This window comes from Paraburkholderia lebeckiae, from assembly GCF_014201005.1.
Taxonomy (GTDB): Bacteria; Pseudomonadota; Gammaproteobacteria; order Burkholderiales; family Burkholderiaceae; genus Paraburkholderia; species Paraburkholderia tuberum.
Window position 1 is genome coordinate 1 of record NZ_JACHDK010000028.1, and the last position, 14,705, is coordinate 14,705.

12 protein-coding genes and 1 pseudogene are annotated in these 14,705 nt (G+C 63.7%); 8 read left to right on the plus strand and 5 right to left on the minus strand.

All coding sequences use genetic code 11. The features are described from left to right. Nucleotides 1-34: 34 nt before the first annotated feature. Nucleotides 35-355 carry a lysis system i-spanin subunit Rz gene (locus tag HDG39_RS30605; protein ID WP_409259224.1) on the plus strand — a complete coding sequence of 107 codons (321 nt, stop codon included), beginning with the start codon at nucleotides 35-37 and terminating at the stop codon, nucleotides 353-355. A 319-nt stretch (nucleotides 356-674) separates the two neighbouring features. Here the strand turns inward: HDG39_RS30605 and HDG39_RS30610 are convergent, their stop codons facing one another. The 3 genes and pseudogenes from HDG39_RS30610 to HDG39_RS30620 form a co-directional block, all read right to left on the minus strand. Beyond that, nucleotides 675-1,205 carry a chromate transporter gene (locus tag HDG39_RS30610; protein ID WP_184011436.1) on the minus strand — a complete coding sequence of 177 codons (531 nt, stop codon included), beginning with the start codon at nucleotides 1,203-1,205 and terminating at the stop codon, nucleotides 675-677. Then, a pseudogene (locus tag HDG39_RS30615) lies at nucleotides 1,202-1,776 on the minus strand (chromate transporter). The gene HDG39_RS30610 and the pseudogene HDG39_RS30615 overlap by 4 nt, the downstream one beginning before the upstream one ends. 200 nt (nucleotides 1,777-1,976) lie before the next feature. After that, the gene (locus tag HDG39_RS30620; RefSeq protein WP_035471771.1) at nucleotides 1,977-2,720 is read right to left on the minus strand and encodes an LOG family protein; all 744 of its coding nucleotides are present in this window, start codon (nucleotides 2,718-2,720) and stop codon (nucleotides 1,977-1,979) included. Between the two features lies 1 nt (nucleotide 2,721). Between HDG39_RS30620 and polA the strand changes: the two genes are divergently transcribed. The 3 genes from polA to HDG39_RS30635 all read left to right on the plus strand — a co-directional run bounded on the left by polA (nucleotide 2,722) and on the right by HDG39_RS30635 (nucleotide 7,939). After that, nucleotides 2,722-5,463, plus strand: coding sequence for a DNA polymerase I (polA, locus tag HDG39_RS30625; protein ID WP_184011438.1), 2,742 nt, complete (start codon nucleotides 2,722-2,724; stop codon nucleotides 5,461-5,463). Between the two features lie 157 nt (nucleotides 5,464-5,620). Continuing rightward, nucleotides 5,621-6,976 (plus strand): NAD(P)/FAD-dependent oxidoreductase, encoded by a 1,356-nt coding sequence (locus tag HDG39_RS30630; protein ID WP_184011440.1) that lies wholly within the window; start codon nucleotides 5,621-5,623, stop codon nucleotides 6,974-6,976. A gap of 90 nt (nucleotides 6,977-7,066) precedes the next feature. Continuing rightward, on the plus strand, nucleotides 7,067-7,939 hold the full coding sequence (locus tag HDG39_RS30635) for a dienelactone hydrolase family protein (RefSeq protein ID WP_184011442.1): 873 nt from the start codon (nucleotides 7,067-7,069) through the stop codon (nucleotides 7,937-7,939). 50 nt (nucleotides 7,940-7,989) lie between these two features. Here HDG39_RS30635 and HDG39_RS30640 read toward each other — a convergent pair whose 3' ends face one another. Together HDG39_RS30640 and HDG39_RS30645 are read right to left on the minus strand one after the other, a co-directional pair. Continuing rightward, complete coding sequence (locus tag HDG39_RS30640; protein ID WP_184011444.1) at nucleotides 7,990-8,859, minus strand: sulfurtransferase; 870 nt, start codon at nucleotides 8,857-8,859, stop codon at nucleotides 7,990-7,992. Nucleotides 8,860-9,008: 149 nt separating this feature from the next. Continuing rightward, nucleotides 9,009-10,115: an aromatic ring-hydroxylating oxygenase subunit alpha gene (locus HDG39_RS30645; RefSeq protein WP_184011446.1), complete on the minus strand. Its 1,107-nt coding sequence runs from the start codon at nucleotides 10,113-10,115 to the stop codon at nucleotides 9,009-9,011. Between the two features lie 319 nt (nucleotides 10,116-10,434). Between HDG39_RS30645 and HDG39_RS30650 the strand changes: the two genes are divergently transcribed. The 4 genes from HDG39_RS30650 to folE2 all read left to right on the plus strand — a co-directional run bounded on the left by HDG39_RS30650 (nucleotide 10,435) and on the right by folE2 (nucleotide 14,667). Then, entirely contained in the window at nucleotides 10,435-10,743 is a 309-nt protein-coding gene (locus HDG39_RS30650) for an exodeoxyribonuclease VII small subunit (RefSeq protein WP_018424190.1), read from the plus strand. Beyond that, nucleotides 10,740-11,621 (plus strand): polyprenyl synthetase family protein, encoded by an 882-nt coding sequence (locus HDG39_RS30655; protein WP_184011448.1) that lies wholly within the window; start codon nucleotides 10,740-10,742, stop codon nucleotides 11,619-11,621. Before HDG39_RS30650 ends, HDG39_RS30655 begins: the two co-directional genes overlap by 4 nt. Nucleotides 11,622-11,707: 86 nt before the next feature. Continuing rightward, nucleotides 11,708-13,615, plus strand: a complete 1,908-nt coding sequence (gene dxs / locus HDG39_RS30660; RefSeq protein WP_184011450.1) for a 1-deoxy-D-xylulose-5-phosphate synthase — start codon at nucleotides 11,708-11,710, stop codon at nucleotides 13,613-13,615. Nucleotides 13,616-13,860: 245 nt separating this feature from the next. Further along, nucleotides 13,861-14,667, plus strand: coding sequence for a GTP cyclohydrolase FolE2 (gene folE2 / locus HDG39_RS30665; protein WP_018424193.1), 807 nt, complete (start codon nucleotides 13,861-13,863; stop codon nucleotides 14,665-14,667). Nucleotides 14,668-14,705 lie beyond the last annotated feature (38 nt).

Below are 14,705 nucleotides of genomic sequence, written 5' to 3' on the forward strand. Positions count from 1 at the left end.
CGCGCTCGCAGAAACCGTGCGCGCAGCGTCGGCTGTGGCCGCAGTCGAACAAACCTACCGAACGGAACAAACCAATGCTCAAAAGACGATTGATACTCTTCGCGCCGATGTGCGTGCTGGCGATGTTCGGCTGCGCGTTGCAACCGCCAGTTGCGCTGCTTCAGCCGGTGGCAGTGGCGTGCCCGGTGCTGGCGCCGCCGCCGGCGGAACTGATGGAACCGGAACAGCCGAACTTGACGGATCGACTGCTGATGCTCTTCTCGGCATCACCGGGGACGGTGATCGGGCAATCCGAAAACTGACCGCGTTGCAGGAGTACGCGCGCGAAGCACAGCGGATATGCGGGCCGCGATGAGTTCCTGGCGATCGGCAATGCACGGGGTCTCAATGGAACCCGCGAATGGCTGTCTAACTTGGCGAGCGAATCTGCCGCAAACCCTCGCCAGAGCCTGCTCAATAAATAGGCGTTAAGTTAGACAAAGTGCGGTAACACATTGATTCTTATAGATTGAACAACTACAAGCTGCGGAGTTTCGCGGAAGTCGCGTTTCAGTAACTCAGGCCGAGGCACTGACAAACAGCCCGCTTACGCTGGATGTGCCGCTTTGAAGATGGCTCGCGAGCGACGTCGGAACCAATCGGCTTCGTTGGTTGTCGAGGTGACGCTCGCCGGCTCAACCCTGCCCGAACCCGGTCAACCCGATCAAGCTCCCCGCCGCCAGCAGCCACAGCGGATGAATTCGCGTCTTCGTCGCCATCACGGCCGTGAATGCAGTAATCGCCCACGCTATCGCGGTCGGATTCGACGCGCGTGTGATCAGCGCCGCGCTCGCCGCGACGAGGCCGGCCGTCACCGGCACGAGTCCCAGCTGCGCAAAGCGGCGCCACGGACGGTCCTTGAAGCGGTCCCACGCATGCAGCGCGAGAATCGTCACGAGCGACGACGGCCCGAACTTCGCAATCGACGTGACGAGCATGCCTGCCCAGCCGGCCACATGCCAGCCGATCAGCGTGACGACCATCAGGTTCGGGCCGGGCGCGGCTTGAGCGAGCGCGAACAGCGCGCTGAACTCGCTGGCCGGCATCCAGTGATGCACGTCGACCACCTGCCGCTGCGTCTCCGGAAGGATCGTATTGCCGCCGCCGAACGCGAGCAGCGACAGCTGACTAAAAATCGCCGCAAGTGAAACGAGCGTGTCGTTCATCGCGCGCTCCTTGCAGCAAGATAAATGCTGAGCGGCGTGAGCACGAGCATCGTCGGCAGCAGCGGCAGTCGCAGCATGGCAATCGCGACGAAGCCGAGCGCGGCGATCAGCGCGGCCAGCGGCTTGTTGCGCAACGGCAGCACGATCTTGAACGCCATCGAAATCAGCAGGCCCGAAGCCGCCGCGGCGAGCCCCGCGAACAGATGACGCACGTGCGGATTGTTCTGCGTGTGCTCGTACAGCACGCCGAGCCGATCACCGCCAGCGAAGGCCCGGCGATCAAGCCGAGCAAACCGGCCAGCGCGCCTGGCACGCCGCGAAAGCGCATGCCGATCGCGACCGACAGATTGATCACGTTGCCGCCCGGCAGGAATTGACAGAGCCCGAGCAGGTCGGTGAATTCGTCGCTGGTCAGCCAACGGCGTTGTTCGACGAGTGCGCGGCGCGCGAGCGGCAAGGCGCCGCCGAATGAAATGAGACCGAGGCCGAGAAAGCCGCCGAAGATCTCACGCAACGTCGGCGTGGGCGCGAGCGCGAGCGCGGCTTCGGGTGAGCTGAGTTCGTTGTTCATATTGCGAGCTTCGAGTACCAGCTGAGCACGTTAGCGCCGGACGGCATGAGTGCAAAACGATTTGTTCGCCAATCCGGTTGACAGTCAGCGCGCCGCAAACTGGCCTGCAAAACGAAAGCGGGCAGCCGGAAGGCTGCCCGCCATGCGCGCGACGATAGGCATCGTGCTACGCGCAATGCGAGGCGCGCAGCCTCTTTCCATTACAGGTAGAACATCCGGTCTTCTTCCGACTTGACCGGATGAACTTCGCCTTCCTCGCGGTCTTCGTAGAACTTGAGCACCGCTTCGAGCACCTGGTCCGGATTGTCGATCACCTGCATCAGATCGATGTCGGTCGGATTGATCAAACCCATCGGAATCAGAGCGCTCTTGAACCACGCGAGCAGACCTTCCCAGAACTCGGCGCCGACCAGAATGATCGGCACATGGCGCGACTTCTTGGTCTGGATCAGCGTGAGCACTTCGGCTAGTTCGTCGAGCGTGCCGAAGCCGCCGGGCATCACGATCACCGCGTCCGAGTTCTTCACGAACGTGACCTTGCGCGTGAAGAAATGGCGGAAGCGCAGCGAGATGTCCTGCCACTGGTTGCCCGACTGCTCGTGCGGCAACTCGATGTTCAGACCGACCGAAGGCGCCTTGCCCGCATGCGCGCCCTTGTTGGCCGCTTCCATGATGCCGGGGCCGCCGCCCGAGATCACCGCGAAGCCAGCATCCGACAATTTGCGCGCGATCTGCGTGGCGAGTTTGTAGTACGGCGAGTTCGGTTTCAGGCGTGCCGAACCGTAGATGCTGACCGCCGGGCGAATCTCCGACAGGTACTCGGTCGCCTCGATAAACTCTGCCATAATCGTGAACATCTGCCACGATGCGCGGGCTTTCTTGGCCGTTGCGCGCTCTTGATCTGCGAGCGATCGCAGACTCGGAATCACTTTTCTCTTAGTCATAATGCCTGAAGAACGAAGCCTTGAAGGTAAGACCCTGCTGTTGGTCGACGGTTCGAGTTATCTGTACCGGGCCTACCATGCGATGCCTGATCTGCGCGGTCCCGAGGGTGGCCCGACGGGTGCGCTCTACGGGATGATCAACATGCTGCGGCGCATGCGCAAGGAAGTCACAGCAGAGTATAGCGCGTGCGTGTTCGACGCCAAGGGCAAAACGTTTCGCGACGACTGGTATCCGGAATACAAGGCGAACCGTCCGTCGATGCCGGAAGATCTTGCCCGTCAGATCGAGCCGATTCACGTCGCGGTGCGTGCACTCGGCTGGCCGCTGCTGATGATCGATCGCGTCGAAGCGGACGACGTGATCGGCACGCTGTGCACCGAGGCGGAAAAGCTCGGCATGAACGTGGTCGTGTCGACCGGCGACAAGGACCTCGCGCAGCTCGTGTCGAACCGCGTGACGCTCGTCAATACGATGACCAACGAAACGCTCGACCGCGACGGCGTGGTCGCGAAGTTCGGCGTGCCACCCGAGCGCATCATCGATTATCTGTCGCTGATCGGCGATACCGTCGACAACGTGCCGGGCGTCGAGAAATGCGGCCCGAAAACCGCGGTCAAATGGCTGACGCAGTATGAGTCGCTAGATGGCATCGTCGAGCATGCGAGCGAGATCAAGGGCGCGGTCGGCGAGAATCTGCGCAGCGCGCTGGACTTTTTGCCGATGGCGCGCAAGCTCGTCACAGTCGAGCGTCATTGCGATCTGACCGGGCACATCGTGTCGATCGAGGAGAGTTTGCCGAGCCTGCCCGAATCGCGCGAAGAGTTGCGCGAGGTGTTCACGCGCCACGGCTTCAAGACGTGGCTGCGCGAAGTCGAAATCGCCGATGCGGTCGAAGGTCCGGAAACCGACGTGCCCCCCGCGTTGTCCGTCGATCACGAGCGCCACTACGAGACCGTGCAAACATGGGAGCAGCTCGACGCGTGGCTCGACAGGATCAATGCGTCTGAGCTGACCTCGTTCGATACCGAGACCACCTCGCTCGATCCGATGATCGCGCAGATCGTCGGCTTGTCGCTGTCGGTCGAAGCGGGCCGCGCCGCGTATGTGCCGCTCGCGCATCGCGGCCCCGACGCGCCAGTGCAACTGCCGCGCGACGAAGTGCTCGCGAAGCTCAAGCCGTGGCTCGAAAGCGCCGAGCACAAGAAGGTCGGCCAGCATCTGAAGTACGACGAACAGGTGCTCGCGAATTACGGCATCGAAATGCGCGGCGTCGAGCATGACACGCTGCTCGAATCGTACGTGCTCGAATCGCATCGCACGCACGACATGGACAGCCTCGCGCTGCGTCATCTCGGCGTGAAGACGATCAAGTACGAAGAGGTCGCGGGCAAGGGCGCGCAGCAGATCGGCTTCGACGAAGTCGCGCTCGACAAAGCCGCCGAATATGCGGCCGAAGACGCAGATATCACGCTGCGTTTGCATCAGGCCTTGTATCCGCAGATCGCCGCGGAGAAATCGCTCGACCATGTGTATCGCGAGATCGAAGTGCCGACTTCGCGCGTACTGCGCAAGATGGAGCGGACCGGCGTGCTGATCGACGCGGAGAAGCTGCGTCAGCAGAGCAGTGAGATCGCCACGCGTCTGATCGAACTCGAAGGCAAAGCGTACGAACTGGCCGGCGGCGAATTTAACCTCGGCTCGCCAAAGCAGATTGGTCAGATTTTCTTCGAGAAGCTCGAACTGCCGGTCATCAAGAAGACGCCGAGCGGTGCGCCTTCCACCGACGAAGAGGTGTTGCAGAAGCTCGCCGAAGACTATCCGCTGCCGAAGATTCTGCTCGAACATCGCGGCCTGTCGAAACTGAAGTCGACCTATACCGACAAGCTGCCGCGCATGGTCAATCCGCACACCGGCCGCGTACATACGAACTACGCGCAGGCCGTCGCGGTGACGGGGCGGCTCGCGTCGAACGATCCGAACCTGCAGAACATTCCAGTGCGTACCGGCGAAGGTCGGCGCATCCGCGAGGCGTTCATCGCGCCGCCCGGGCACAAGCTCGTCTCCGCCGATTATTCGCAGATCGAATTGCGCATCATGGCCCACATCTCTGGCGACGAATCGTTGTTGCGCGCGTTTTCGCAGGGCGAGGACATTCACCGCGCGACCGCGTCGGAAATCTTCAGCGTGACGCCGCTCGAAGTGTCGAGCGATCAGCGGCGCGTCGCGAAGGTCATCAACTTTGGGCTCATCTACGGCATGAGCGCGTTCGGACTCGCGTCGAACCTCGGCATCACGCGCGATGCGGCGAAGATTTATATCGACCGCTACTTCGCGCGCTATCCCGGCGTCGCGCGCTATATGGACGAGACGCGTTTGAGCGCGAAGGCGAAGGGCTACGTCGAAACGGTGTTCGGCCGTCGTCTGTGGCTGCCCGAGATCAACGGCGGCAACGGTCCGCGCCGCCAGGCCGCGGAGCGGGCCGCGATCAACGCGCCGATGCAGGGTACCGCGGCCGACCTGATCAAGATGTCGATGATCGCCGTGCAGAACTGGATCGAAGACTCGAAGATCGGCACGCGGATGATCATGCAGGTGCATGACGAACTGATTCTCGAAGTGCCCGACGCTGAGTTATCCGAAGTCCGCAAGCGTTTGCCAGAACTGATGTGCGGCGTCGCCGCTCTGAAGGTGCCGCTCGTCGCCGAGGTCGGTGCGGGCCTGAACTGGGAGGAAGCGCATTGACATGCACGTGACATGCGCACGATAACGTCGTGCGCATGTCACACATGGGTTTTGGCGACTTGTGACTTCCCAGGCGGGTCGAGGACAATCGGTTCAGGACGGCGCATTCACGCGCAGCGTCGCGACAGATAATTCATCGGCTACACGGAGAAGTGCAATGCATCGATTTATCGTCGTTGGCGGAGGTGCGGGAGGATTGGAACTGGCGACGCGTCTTGGCGATCGCTATGGGGCCGACAAGAAGGGGCGCAGCGCGCAGGCCCAGGTCACGCTGGTCGACCGCTATCCGACGCATATCTGGAAGCCGCTGCTGCACGAGGTGGCGGCGGGCAGCATGGACCCGTTCACGCAGGAGCTCCCGTACGCGGCGCAGGCGCGCTGGCATGGCTTCGCATTCCAGCAAGGCGACCTGACCGCACTCGACCGCACGAACCGACGCATTACGCTCGGCACCGTGCTGGACGACGACGGCGCTGAACTGCTGCCCGAACGCGAGCTCGAGTACGACACGCTGATCATCGCGATCGGCAGTACCACGGCCTTCTTCGGCGTCAAGGGAGCGGCCGAATTCTCCATAGCACTGGATACGGTCAGCGAGGCAGAGCGTTTCCGCAAGCGCCTGATCGCCGCATGCATGCGCGCCGAGCATCAGGCGCACGAACCCGTCGAGTCGAGACCGGGACCCGGCACGTGGACCTCCAGCGAGCCGCGCATTCAGGTGGCGATCGTCGGCGGCGGCGCGACGGGGGTCGAGTTGTCGGCGGAGTTGCGCAATACCGCGCAGGTGTTGTCCGCGTATGGCTTGCACAAGCTCGATCCGCGGCATGACGTCGGCATCGTGCTGATCGAGGCGGGGCCGCGCATTCTGCCCGCGTTGCAGGAGCGCGTTTCCACGGCCACCGCCGAATTGCTGACCAAGCTCGGCGTGAAGCTGATGATCGGCGAGACGGTTGCCGAGGTCGCGCCGGGCTACATCCGCACCGCGAGCGGTCACACCGTGCGGGCCGATCTGACCGTGTGGGCGGCGGGCATCAAGGCGCCGGCGGTGCTCGGTCAGCTCGACGGCTTGCCGGTCAACCGGCTCGGCCAGCTGGTCGTGCGCCGTACGCTCCAAACCGGGATCGACGACAACATCTTCGCGCTCGGCGACTGCGCGGCCTGCGAGTGGCCGGGCAACGAGCGCAACGTGCCGCCGCGCGCGCAGGCCGCGCATCAGCAGGCGAACTTTCTGATGAAAGGACTGGCGGCGCGCCTCGACAACAGGCCACTACCGGAATTCACTTATCGCGACTTCGGCTCGCTGGTCTCGCTCGGCCACTTCAGCGCGGTCGGCAATCTGATGGGCGGGGTGATTGGCGGCAATATGCTGATCGAAGGGCTGTTCGCGCGCTTCATGTACATGTCGCTGTACCGGCTGCATATCGCGGCGCTGCACGGCTATCCGCGCATGGTGCTCGACACCTTCGCGCACTGGTTGCGCCGTACCACGCTGCCGCGCGTCAAGCTGCACTGACGCGCGCGGACGATCTCCTCAGTTGAATGTGCAACGGGATGCGCGCAAGGCGTATCCTGTTGCCTCTAACAATACTTCGAGGAGCGCCCCATGCTGAAGCCTGAAGTCGACTGTCTGATCCCGCACGTTCCTTTCGATCGGCGCACCTTTATCAAGGCGACGCTGGGCTCCAGCTTCGCGGCGGCGGTGCTGCCAGTCTCGGCGCAAACCATTCATACCGACAGCGACGGCCTCGAAGCAGGGGAGGTGGCATTTCATTCGCTCGGTACGCTGATACCGGCTTATCGCGCGCAGCCGAAGGGCAAGACGCATCTGCCGGTGATCCTCGTCGTGCATGAAATCTTCGGCGTGCACGAGCATATCGCCGACGTCTGCCGGCGCTTCGCGAAGCAGGGCTACCTGGCGATCGCGCCGAACCTGTACGAGCGCGAGGGCGATCCGACTGTCTACACGAGCATGCAGCAACTCAACGAGCAACTGGTCAGCAAGGTGCCCGACGAGCAGGTGCTGGCCGACCTCGACGCGGCCGCCGCGTGGGCCGGCGAGAATGGCGGCGACCTCAACCGGCTCGGCGTGAACGGCTTCTGCTGGGGTGGGCGCATCTCGTGGCTGTATGCCGAGCACAATCCGCGCGTGAAGGCGGGCGTCGCCTGGTATGGTCGCGTAACCGGGGCGAAGAATGCGATGACGCCGGCCAATCCGATCGATCTCGTCGCTGACCTTCATGCGCCGGTGCTCGGCCTGTACGGGCGCCAGGATCAAAGCAATCCGCAGGACACGCTCGAGCAGATGAAGCAGGCGATCGCGCAAGGGCCGCAAGCAGGACGCGGCTCGCAGTTCGTCGTTTATGACGACGCGGGTCACGCGTTTTTCGCCGATTACCGTCCGAGCTACAGGAAGGCCGATGCCGAGGATGGCTGGCGTCGCGCGCTCGTGTGGTTCAAGCAGCACGGCGTGGCTTGAAGCGCTGCTCGAATTCCTCGCGTCCGGTTACGACTTGCGGCGGCTCGCGCTCAAGGTTTCGCCCCCGTCGCCACCGGCCGTTTCGGGTCGGAACTCCATTCGCTCCAAGAGCCCGCGTACAACGCTGAACCATGCAGGCCGGCAACCTCCATCGCTAGCGAATTGACGCAGGCGGTCACGCCCGAGCCGCATTGCAGCACCACGTGTTCGGGCGGCGTATCGCCGAGCAGCGCGTGGAATTCCTCCCGCAGTGTGTGCGCCGGCTTGAAGCGGCCGTCGGGGGTAAAGTTGTCCTTGAAGAAGCGGTTCAGCGCGCCCGGGATATGGCCGCCGACGCGGTCGAGCGTCTCGTTTTCGCCGCGATAGCGATCGGCCGCGCGCGCATCGACGACGATTCGCTCCTTCGAACCGAGGTTGCGCTCGACCGCCCGGGTATCGATGGTCACGGCGAGCGGCGCGGCCGCCTTGAAGTCGCCGGTGTTCTGCGCGGGCACGTCCTGCGTCAGCGGTTGGCCGGCCGCTTCCCATGCCTGCAGCCCGCCGTCGAGCAGCGCGACCGCGTCGTGACCGAGCCAGCGCAACAGCCACCAGACGCGCGCCGCGTACATGCCACCTTGTGCGTCATATGCGACGACCTGTTGACCTTGCTTCAGCCCCCGCGACTCCAGCGTTTCGACGAGCCGCGCGCGATCGGGCAGCGGATGCCGGCCGTTCGAGCCGTTCTTCGGCCCGGACAGATCGCGATCGAGATGCAGATAGTGCGCGCCCGGCAGATGGCCGGCCAGCCAGGCTTTCTCACCCGCGTCGGTATCGGCGAGGTCGAACCGGCAGTCGATCAGGAACACGCTGCCCGGCGCGGCCGTGAGCCGCTCGGCAAGATTGGTCGCGGAGATCAGGGTGGTGTAATGAGTGTGGGGCATGAGCGTCTCCTCGATACGGGCGATGGCGGCTGCGGGCCGCGTCGTTCACGCGGCTGGCGAATGGCCGGTCTATGTCGGTAGTCTAAACAAAAAAAGACGGGTCGAAGCCCGTCTTTCCTTGAGTCGATCGATGCGCCACGCGGCGCGGATCAGATCGTGCCGAGTTCGCGCCGCAGAAACTCGTGGAAGTGCTGCATGCCGTCTTCCATCGGGCTCTGATACGGTCCGACCTGTGATTCGCCGCGCTCCATCAGCGCGAGGCGGCCGGCGTCCATGCGCTCGGCGATCTCGTCGTCTTCGCGGGCCGTCTCCATATAGGCGGCGCGCTCGGCTTCGACGAAGTCGCGCTCGAACAGCGCGATTTCCTCGGGGTAATAGAACTCGACCACGTTGGTGGTCTTCTGCGGACCGCGCGGAATTAGCCACGACACGACCAGCACGTGCGGATACCACTCGATCATGATGCCCGGGTAGTACACCATCCAGATCGCGCCGAACTCGGGCGGATTGCCGTCGCGAAAGCGCAGCACTTCGTCGTGCCACTTGCGATACGTCGGGCTGCCCGGTTGCTCGAGCGCCTTGTGCACGCCGACCGTCTGCACGCTGTACCAGTCGCCGAACTCCCACGTCAGATCGTCGCAATTGACGAAGCTGCCGAGGCCCGGATGGAACGGTGCGACGTGATAGTCCTCCAGATAGACCTCGATGAAGGTCTTCCAGTTGTAGTTGCACTCATGGACTTCGACGTGATCGAACATGAAGCCCGAGAAATCGAAGTGGCGCTTGGTGCCGAGGCGTGCAAGATCTTTCGCGACGTCGCGACCCGGCGCCTCGAACAGCAGCCCCTGCCAGTTCTGCAGCGGCGTGGCGCCGAGATTCAGGCACGGGTTGTCGGCAAAATGGGGGGCGCCGAGCAAGTCGCCCTTCAGGTCGTACGTCCAGCGATGCAGCGGACAGACGATGTTCTGCGTCTGGCCGCGGCCGTTGAGCATGATGGCTTGCCGGTGGCGGCACACATTCGACAGCAACTCGACTTGCGACTGCTGGTTACGGACGAGTACCCGCCCCTCGCGTTCGCTGGGCAAGGCGAAATAATTCCCCGCTTCGGGCACCATTAGATCGTGGCCGATGTAGCGAGGACCTTTCTTGAAAAGGGTGTCGATTTCGCGCGTAAGAAGCGCTTCGTCAAAGTAAGCCGTGACTGGCAGCTGGCTGTGAACAGACCGCAACTGCAATGCATTGCTCAGATTGGACATTCCCACTCCCGATGAAGACGTGAAAGCAGTGAACAACCCAACCATCGAAGATTCGATTTAGGGAGCCCGCGATTATACCCGTTTCCCCGTGACAGGGGCACTTAAGTCCCTGATTTGGGTTAAAAATGTCAGGAAAGTTCGGCATTTTCGCCGCAGACCTCAAGCTTTTTTTCTGAGAAACTTCAGGGTCGAAGCGGGGCAAAGGTGGGCATCAGACAGGCTCGAAGCGAGGCGGCAAGGCAGGACGCAGGCGGGCGGCGGATCGAAAATGTCGCTTTTGCCGTAGAATGTCCGACTTGTTTTAATTTTGCGACTATTCATGGCGAAGACCGCATCGAAAGATTCCGCCGCCGCGCCAGCCGAATGTGGCGACAGCGCACCGCTGCCGGAGAACTACGAGGCCGCGCAGGCTGAGCTGGAAGAGCTCGTCGCGCGCATGGAGGGCGGTAGCCTGAGCCTCGAGGAATCGTTGGCCGCATACCGTCGCGGCGCGGCACTTGTCGGATTCTGTCAACAGCAGCTCGAAAAGGTCGAGCAGCAGGTGCGGGTGCTGGACGGCGAGACACTCAAGCCGCTGCCCATGAATAGCGCAGGCACAGCCGCGACTGAGAGCGGGGACGACCTATGACATTCGAACAATGGACGCGCGCGGTGCTCGAACGCGTCGAAGCGGCTCTGGAACACTATCTGCCGGCCGGGACGACCGAACCCGCCAGGCTGCACGAGGCGATGCGCTATGCGGTGCTCGGTGGCGGCAAGCGGGTGCGGCCGCTCCTGTGCCACGCGGCCGGCGAGCTGACCGGCGCGCGCGCCGAATGCCTCGATGCGGCGGCGGCGGCACTGGAAATGATCCACGTGTACTCGCTCGTGCATGACGACATGCCCTGCATGGATGACGACGCGCTGCGCCGCGGCAAGCCGACGGTCCACGTCAAGTATGACGAAGCGACCGCGCTGCTGGTCGGCGACGCGCTGCAGTCGCAAGCATTTGTCGTGCTCACGTCCGACGTGATGGGCCTGCCGCAGCAGGCGTCGCTCGTGCGCGAGCTTGCGCTCGCAAGCGGCTCGATCGGCATGTGCGGCGGCCAGGCCATCGATCTGGCGAGCGTCGGCCACACGCTGACCCGCCCGCAGCTCGAGACCATGCATCGAATGAAGACCGGCGCGCTGCTGCGCGCGGCCGTGCGCATGGGCGCACTGGCCGGCGAGACGCCGGACACGCAGGTTCTGGCGTCGCTCGACGCCTACGCCGCCGCGGTCGGTCTCGCGTTTCAGGTCGTCGACGACATTCTCGACGTCACGACCGACTCCGCAACGCTCGGCAAGACCGCCGGCAAGGACGCGAAAGACGGCAAGCCAACCTACGTGTCGATTATCGGGCTCGACGCGTCGCGCGCGCTCGCGGCGCAACTGCGCAGCGACGCGCACGCAGCGCTCGCGCCGTTCGGCGCACGCGCACAGCGTCTTGCCGAACTGGCCGACCTGGTGGTGAACCGGGTCAGCTGAACGCGAAAGCCCGCCGTCGCGCACCCTCCATGCCCGGGGTGCATGTATGAAGTGCGGGCGCGAAGTTTTCCTACAATGGAACGACGATGTACGACTTGCTGAAAACCATCGACGACCCGGCAGCCCTGCGCCGCCTCGATCGCCGCCAATTGCAACCGCTTGCCGGCGAGTTGCGCGCCTTCGTGCTCGACAGCGTATCGCAGACGGGCGGCCATCTCTCGTCCAACCTCGGCACGGTCGAGTTGACCATCGCGCTGCATTACGTCTTCGATACGCCGCACGACCGGATCGTCTGGGACGTCGGCCATCAGACCTATCCCCACAAGATCCTGACCGGTCGTCGCGACCAGATGCACACGCTGCGTCAGTTGGGCGGTATCTCGGGCTTCCCGAAGCGCGACGAATCGGAATTCGACACCTTCGGCACCGCGCACTCGAGCACGTCGATTTCGGCCGCGCTCGGCATGGCGATCGCGAGCAAGCTGCAAGGCGACAACCGCATGGGCATTGCCGTGATCGGCGACGGCGCGATGACGGCGGGCATGGCCTTCGAGGCAATGAACAACGCGGGCGTCGAAGACGACGTGCCGCTGCTCGTGATCCTCAACGACAACGACATGTCGATCTCGCCGCCGGTCGGCGCGCTCAATCGCCATCTCGCGCGTCTGATGTCGGGGCGCTTCTATGCGGCCGCGCGCGCGGGCGTCGAACGCGTGCTGCGCGTCGCGCCGCCGGTGCTCGATCTCGCGCGCAAGCTCGAGGAGCACGCGAAGGGCATGATCGTGCCGGCGACGCTGTTCGAAGAGTTCGGCTTCAACTACATCGGACCGATCGACGGTCACGATCTCGATTCGCTGATTCCCACCCTGCAAAACATCAAGGAACTGCGCGGGCCGCAGTTTCTGCACGTGGTCACGAAGAAAGGCCAGGGCTACAAGCTGGCCGAGGCTGATCCGGTGCTGTACCACGGTCCGGGCAAGTTCAATCCGGCCGAGGGTATCAAACCGGCCGCGACGCCGTCGAAAAAGACCTACACGCAGGTGTTCGGCGAGTGGCTGTGCGACGCGGCCGAGCTCGACTCGCGCGTGATCGGCATTACGCCGGCAATGCGTGAAGGCTCGGGCATGGTCGAGTTCGAAAAGCGCTTCCCGGATCGTTACTTCGACGTCGGCATCGCCGAGCAGCACGCGGTGACGTTCGCGGGCGGCCTTGCCGCGGACGGCATGAAGCCGGTCGTGGCGATCTATTCGACCTTTCTGCAACGCGCGTATGACCAGCTGATTCACGACGTCGCGCTGCAAAACCTGCCGGTGGTGTTCGCAATCGATCGTGCGGGTCTCGTTGGTGCGGACGGCGCGACGCATGCGGGCGCGTACGACCTCGCGTTCATGCGTTGTATTCCGAACATGACCGTGATGGCGCCGTCGGACGAAAACGAGTGCCGGCAGATGCTGTACACCGCGTTGCAGCAGTCGCATCCGACCGCTGTGCGCTACCCGCGCGGCGCGGGTGCCGGGGTCGCAACGGTCAAGCAGATGGCCGCGTTGCCGCTCGGCAAGGGCGAAGTGCGTCGCGAGACGTCGGCGCCGGCCGGCAAGCGCATCGCGATTCTCGCGTTCGGCACGATGGTCGCGCCGTCGCTCGCGGCCGCCGAGCAACTCGACGCCACCGTCGCGAACATGCGCTTCGTGAAGCCGCTCGACACCGAACTCGTGCGCGAGCTGGCCGAGACGCACGACGCGATCGTCACCGTCGAGGAAGGCTGCATCATGGGTGGCGCGGGTTCGGCGTGCGTCGAAGCCCTGCTCGCAAGTGGGGTTATGCGCCCCGTACTACAATTGGGCCTCCCCGATCGGTTCATCGATCACGGGGACCCGGCCAAGCTGCTCGCCGCGTGCGGTCTCGACGCCGCGGGTATCGCCCGGTCGATCCGCGAACGCTTCCTTGCGAGCGGCGCGGTCGGCGGTCAGTCGTCCGTGAAGCGCGTCGCGTAAAGCGCTGTCGGCTGTCGTGCCGTCGTAGGTTCGACTCATGCCGCCGTCATGCGACGGCGGCTTCGGCAATCTCCAGTTTGAACCGACGGGTGTTGTGGGCCGTCACCCAACGCCGGCGCGAGCCGGCGTTCGCCGTTGCGCGCGCTGCTCCGCATTGCCGATGGGTGCCTCGCACTCGCTGCGCGACAGTCGCCAATGCAGCGAAACCTTGGCGCAGCCCGGCGCTTTCCAGAAAGGACAAAAGAATGAATCAGATGAATCCCGCTTTCGTGATGCCCGACGTGCAAAGCACCCCCGACACGCGCCAGATTCCGATCCAGCGGGTCGGCGTGAGGGGCGTGCGTCATCCGTTGACGATTCGCACGCAAGGTGGCGAAGCGCAGCCGTCGGTCGGCACGTGGAATCTCGACGTGCATCTGCCGGCCGAGCAGAAGGGCACCCACATGTCGCGCTTCGTCGCGTTGCTCGAAGAGAACAAGGCGCCGCTCGAACCGGCCACGTTCCGCACGATGCTCGCGGCTATGCTTGAAAAACTCGAGGCCGAGGCGGGCCGCATCGAAGTGTCGTTCCCGTACTTCGTGAACAAGACCGCGCCGGTGTCGGGCGTGCAGAGCTTGCTCGATTATGAAGTCACGCTGACCGGTGAGACCCGCCATGGCGCGACGCGGGTATTCCTGAAGGTGCTGGTGCCGGTCACGAGCCTGTGCCCGTGCTCGAAGAAGATCTCGCAGTACGGCGCGCACAATCAGCGTTCGCACGTGACCATCGATGCCGAGCTGAACGGCGACGTTGCTGTCGAAGAGTTGATCCGTATCGCCGAGGAAGAAGCGTCGTGTGAACTGTGGGGCCTGCTCAAGCGCCCGGACGAGAAGTTCGTCACCGAGCGCGCGTATGAAAATCCGAAGTTCGTCGAAGACCTCGTGCGCGACGTTGCCCAGCGTCTGAATGCCGACGAGCGCATCGTCGCGTATGTGCTCGAAGCGGAGAACTTCGAGTCGATTCACAATCACAGCGCGTATGCGGTGATCGAGCGGGACAAGCGCCTCGCCTGATACATTCCTGATCGCTCCACGCCGGTTCGTTGCGAAAG

Coding starts and splice junctions, on each gene's coding strand:
- HDG39_RS30620 (WP_035471771.1), bottom strand. CDS start 2,720: ATGACTAAGAGAAAAGTGATTCCGAGTCTGCGATCGCTCGCAGATCAA.
- HDG39_RS30640 (WP_184011444.1), bottom strand. CDS start 8,859: ATGCCCCACACTCATTACACCACCCTGATCTCCGCGACCAATCTTGCC.
- HDG39_RS30650 (WP_018424190.1), top strand. CDS start 10,435: ATGGCGAAGACCGCATCGAAAGATTCCGCCGCCGCGCCAGCCGAATGT.
- polA (WP_184011438.1), top strand. CDS start 2,722: ATGCCTGAAGAACGAAGCCTTGAAGGTAAGACCCTGCTGTTGGTCGAC.
- folE2 (WP_018424193.1), top strand. CDS start 13,861: ATGAATCAGATGAATCCCGCTTTCGTGATGCCCGACGTGCAAAGCACC.
- HDG39_RS30630 (WP_184011440.1), top strand. CDS start 5,621: ATGCATCGATTTATCGTCGTTGGCGGAGGTGCGGGAGGATTGGAACTG.
- HDG39_RS30610 (WP_184011436.1), bottom strand. CDS start 1,205: ATGAACGACACGCTCGTTTCACTTGCGGCGATTTTTAGTCAGCTGTCG.
- HDG39_RS30655 (WP_184011448.1), top strand. CDS start 10,740: ATGACATTCGAACAATGGACGCGCGCGGTGCTCGAACGCGTCGAAGCG.
- HDG39_RS30645 (WP_184011446.1), bottom strand. CDS start 10,115: ATGTCCAATCTGAGCAATGCATTGCAGTTGCGGTCTGTTCACAGCCAG.
- HDG39_RS30635 (WP_184011442.1), top strand. CDS start 7,067: ATGCTGAAGCCTGAAGTCGACTGTCTGATCCCGCACGTTCCTTTCGAT.
- dxs (WP_184011450.1), top strand. CDS start 11,708: ATGTACGACTTGCTGAAAACCATCGACGACCCGGCAGCCCTGCGCCGC.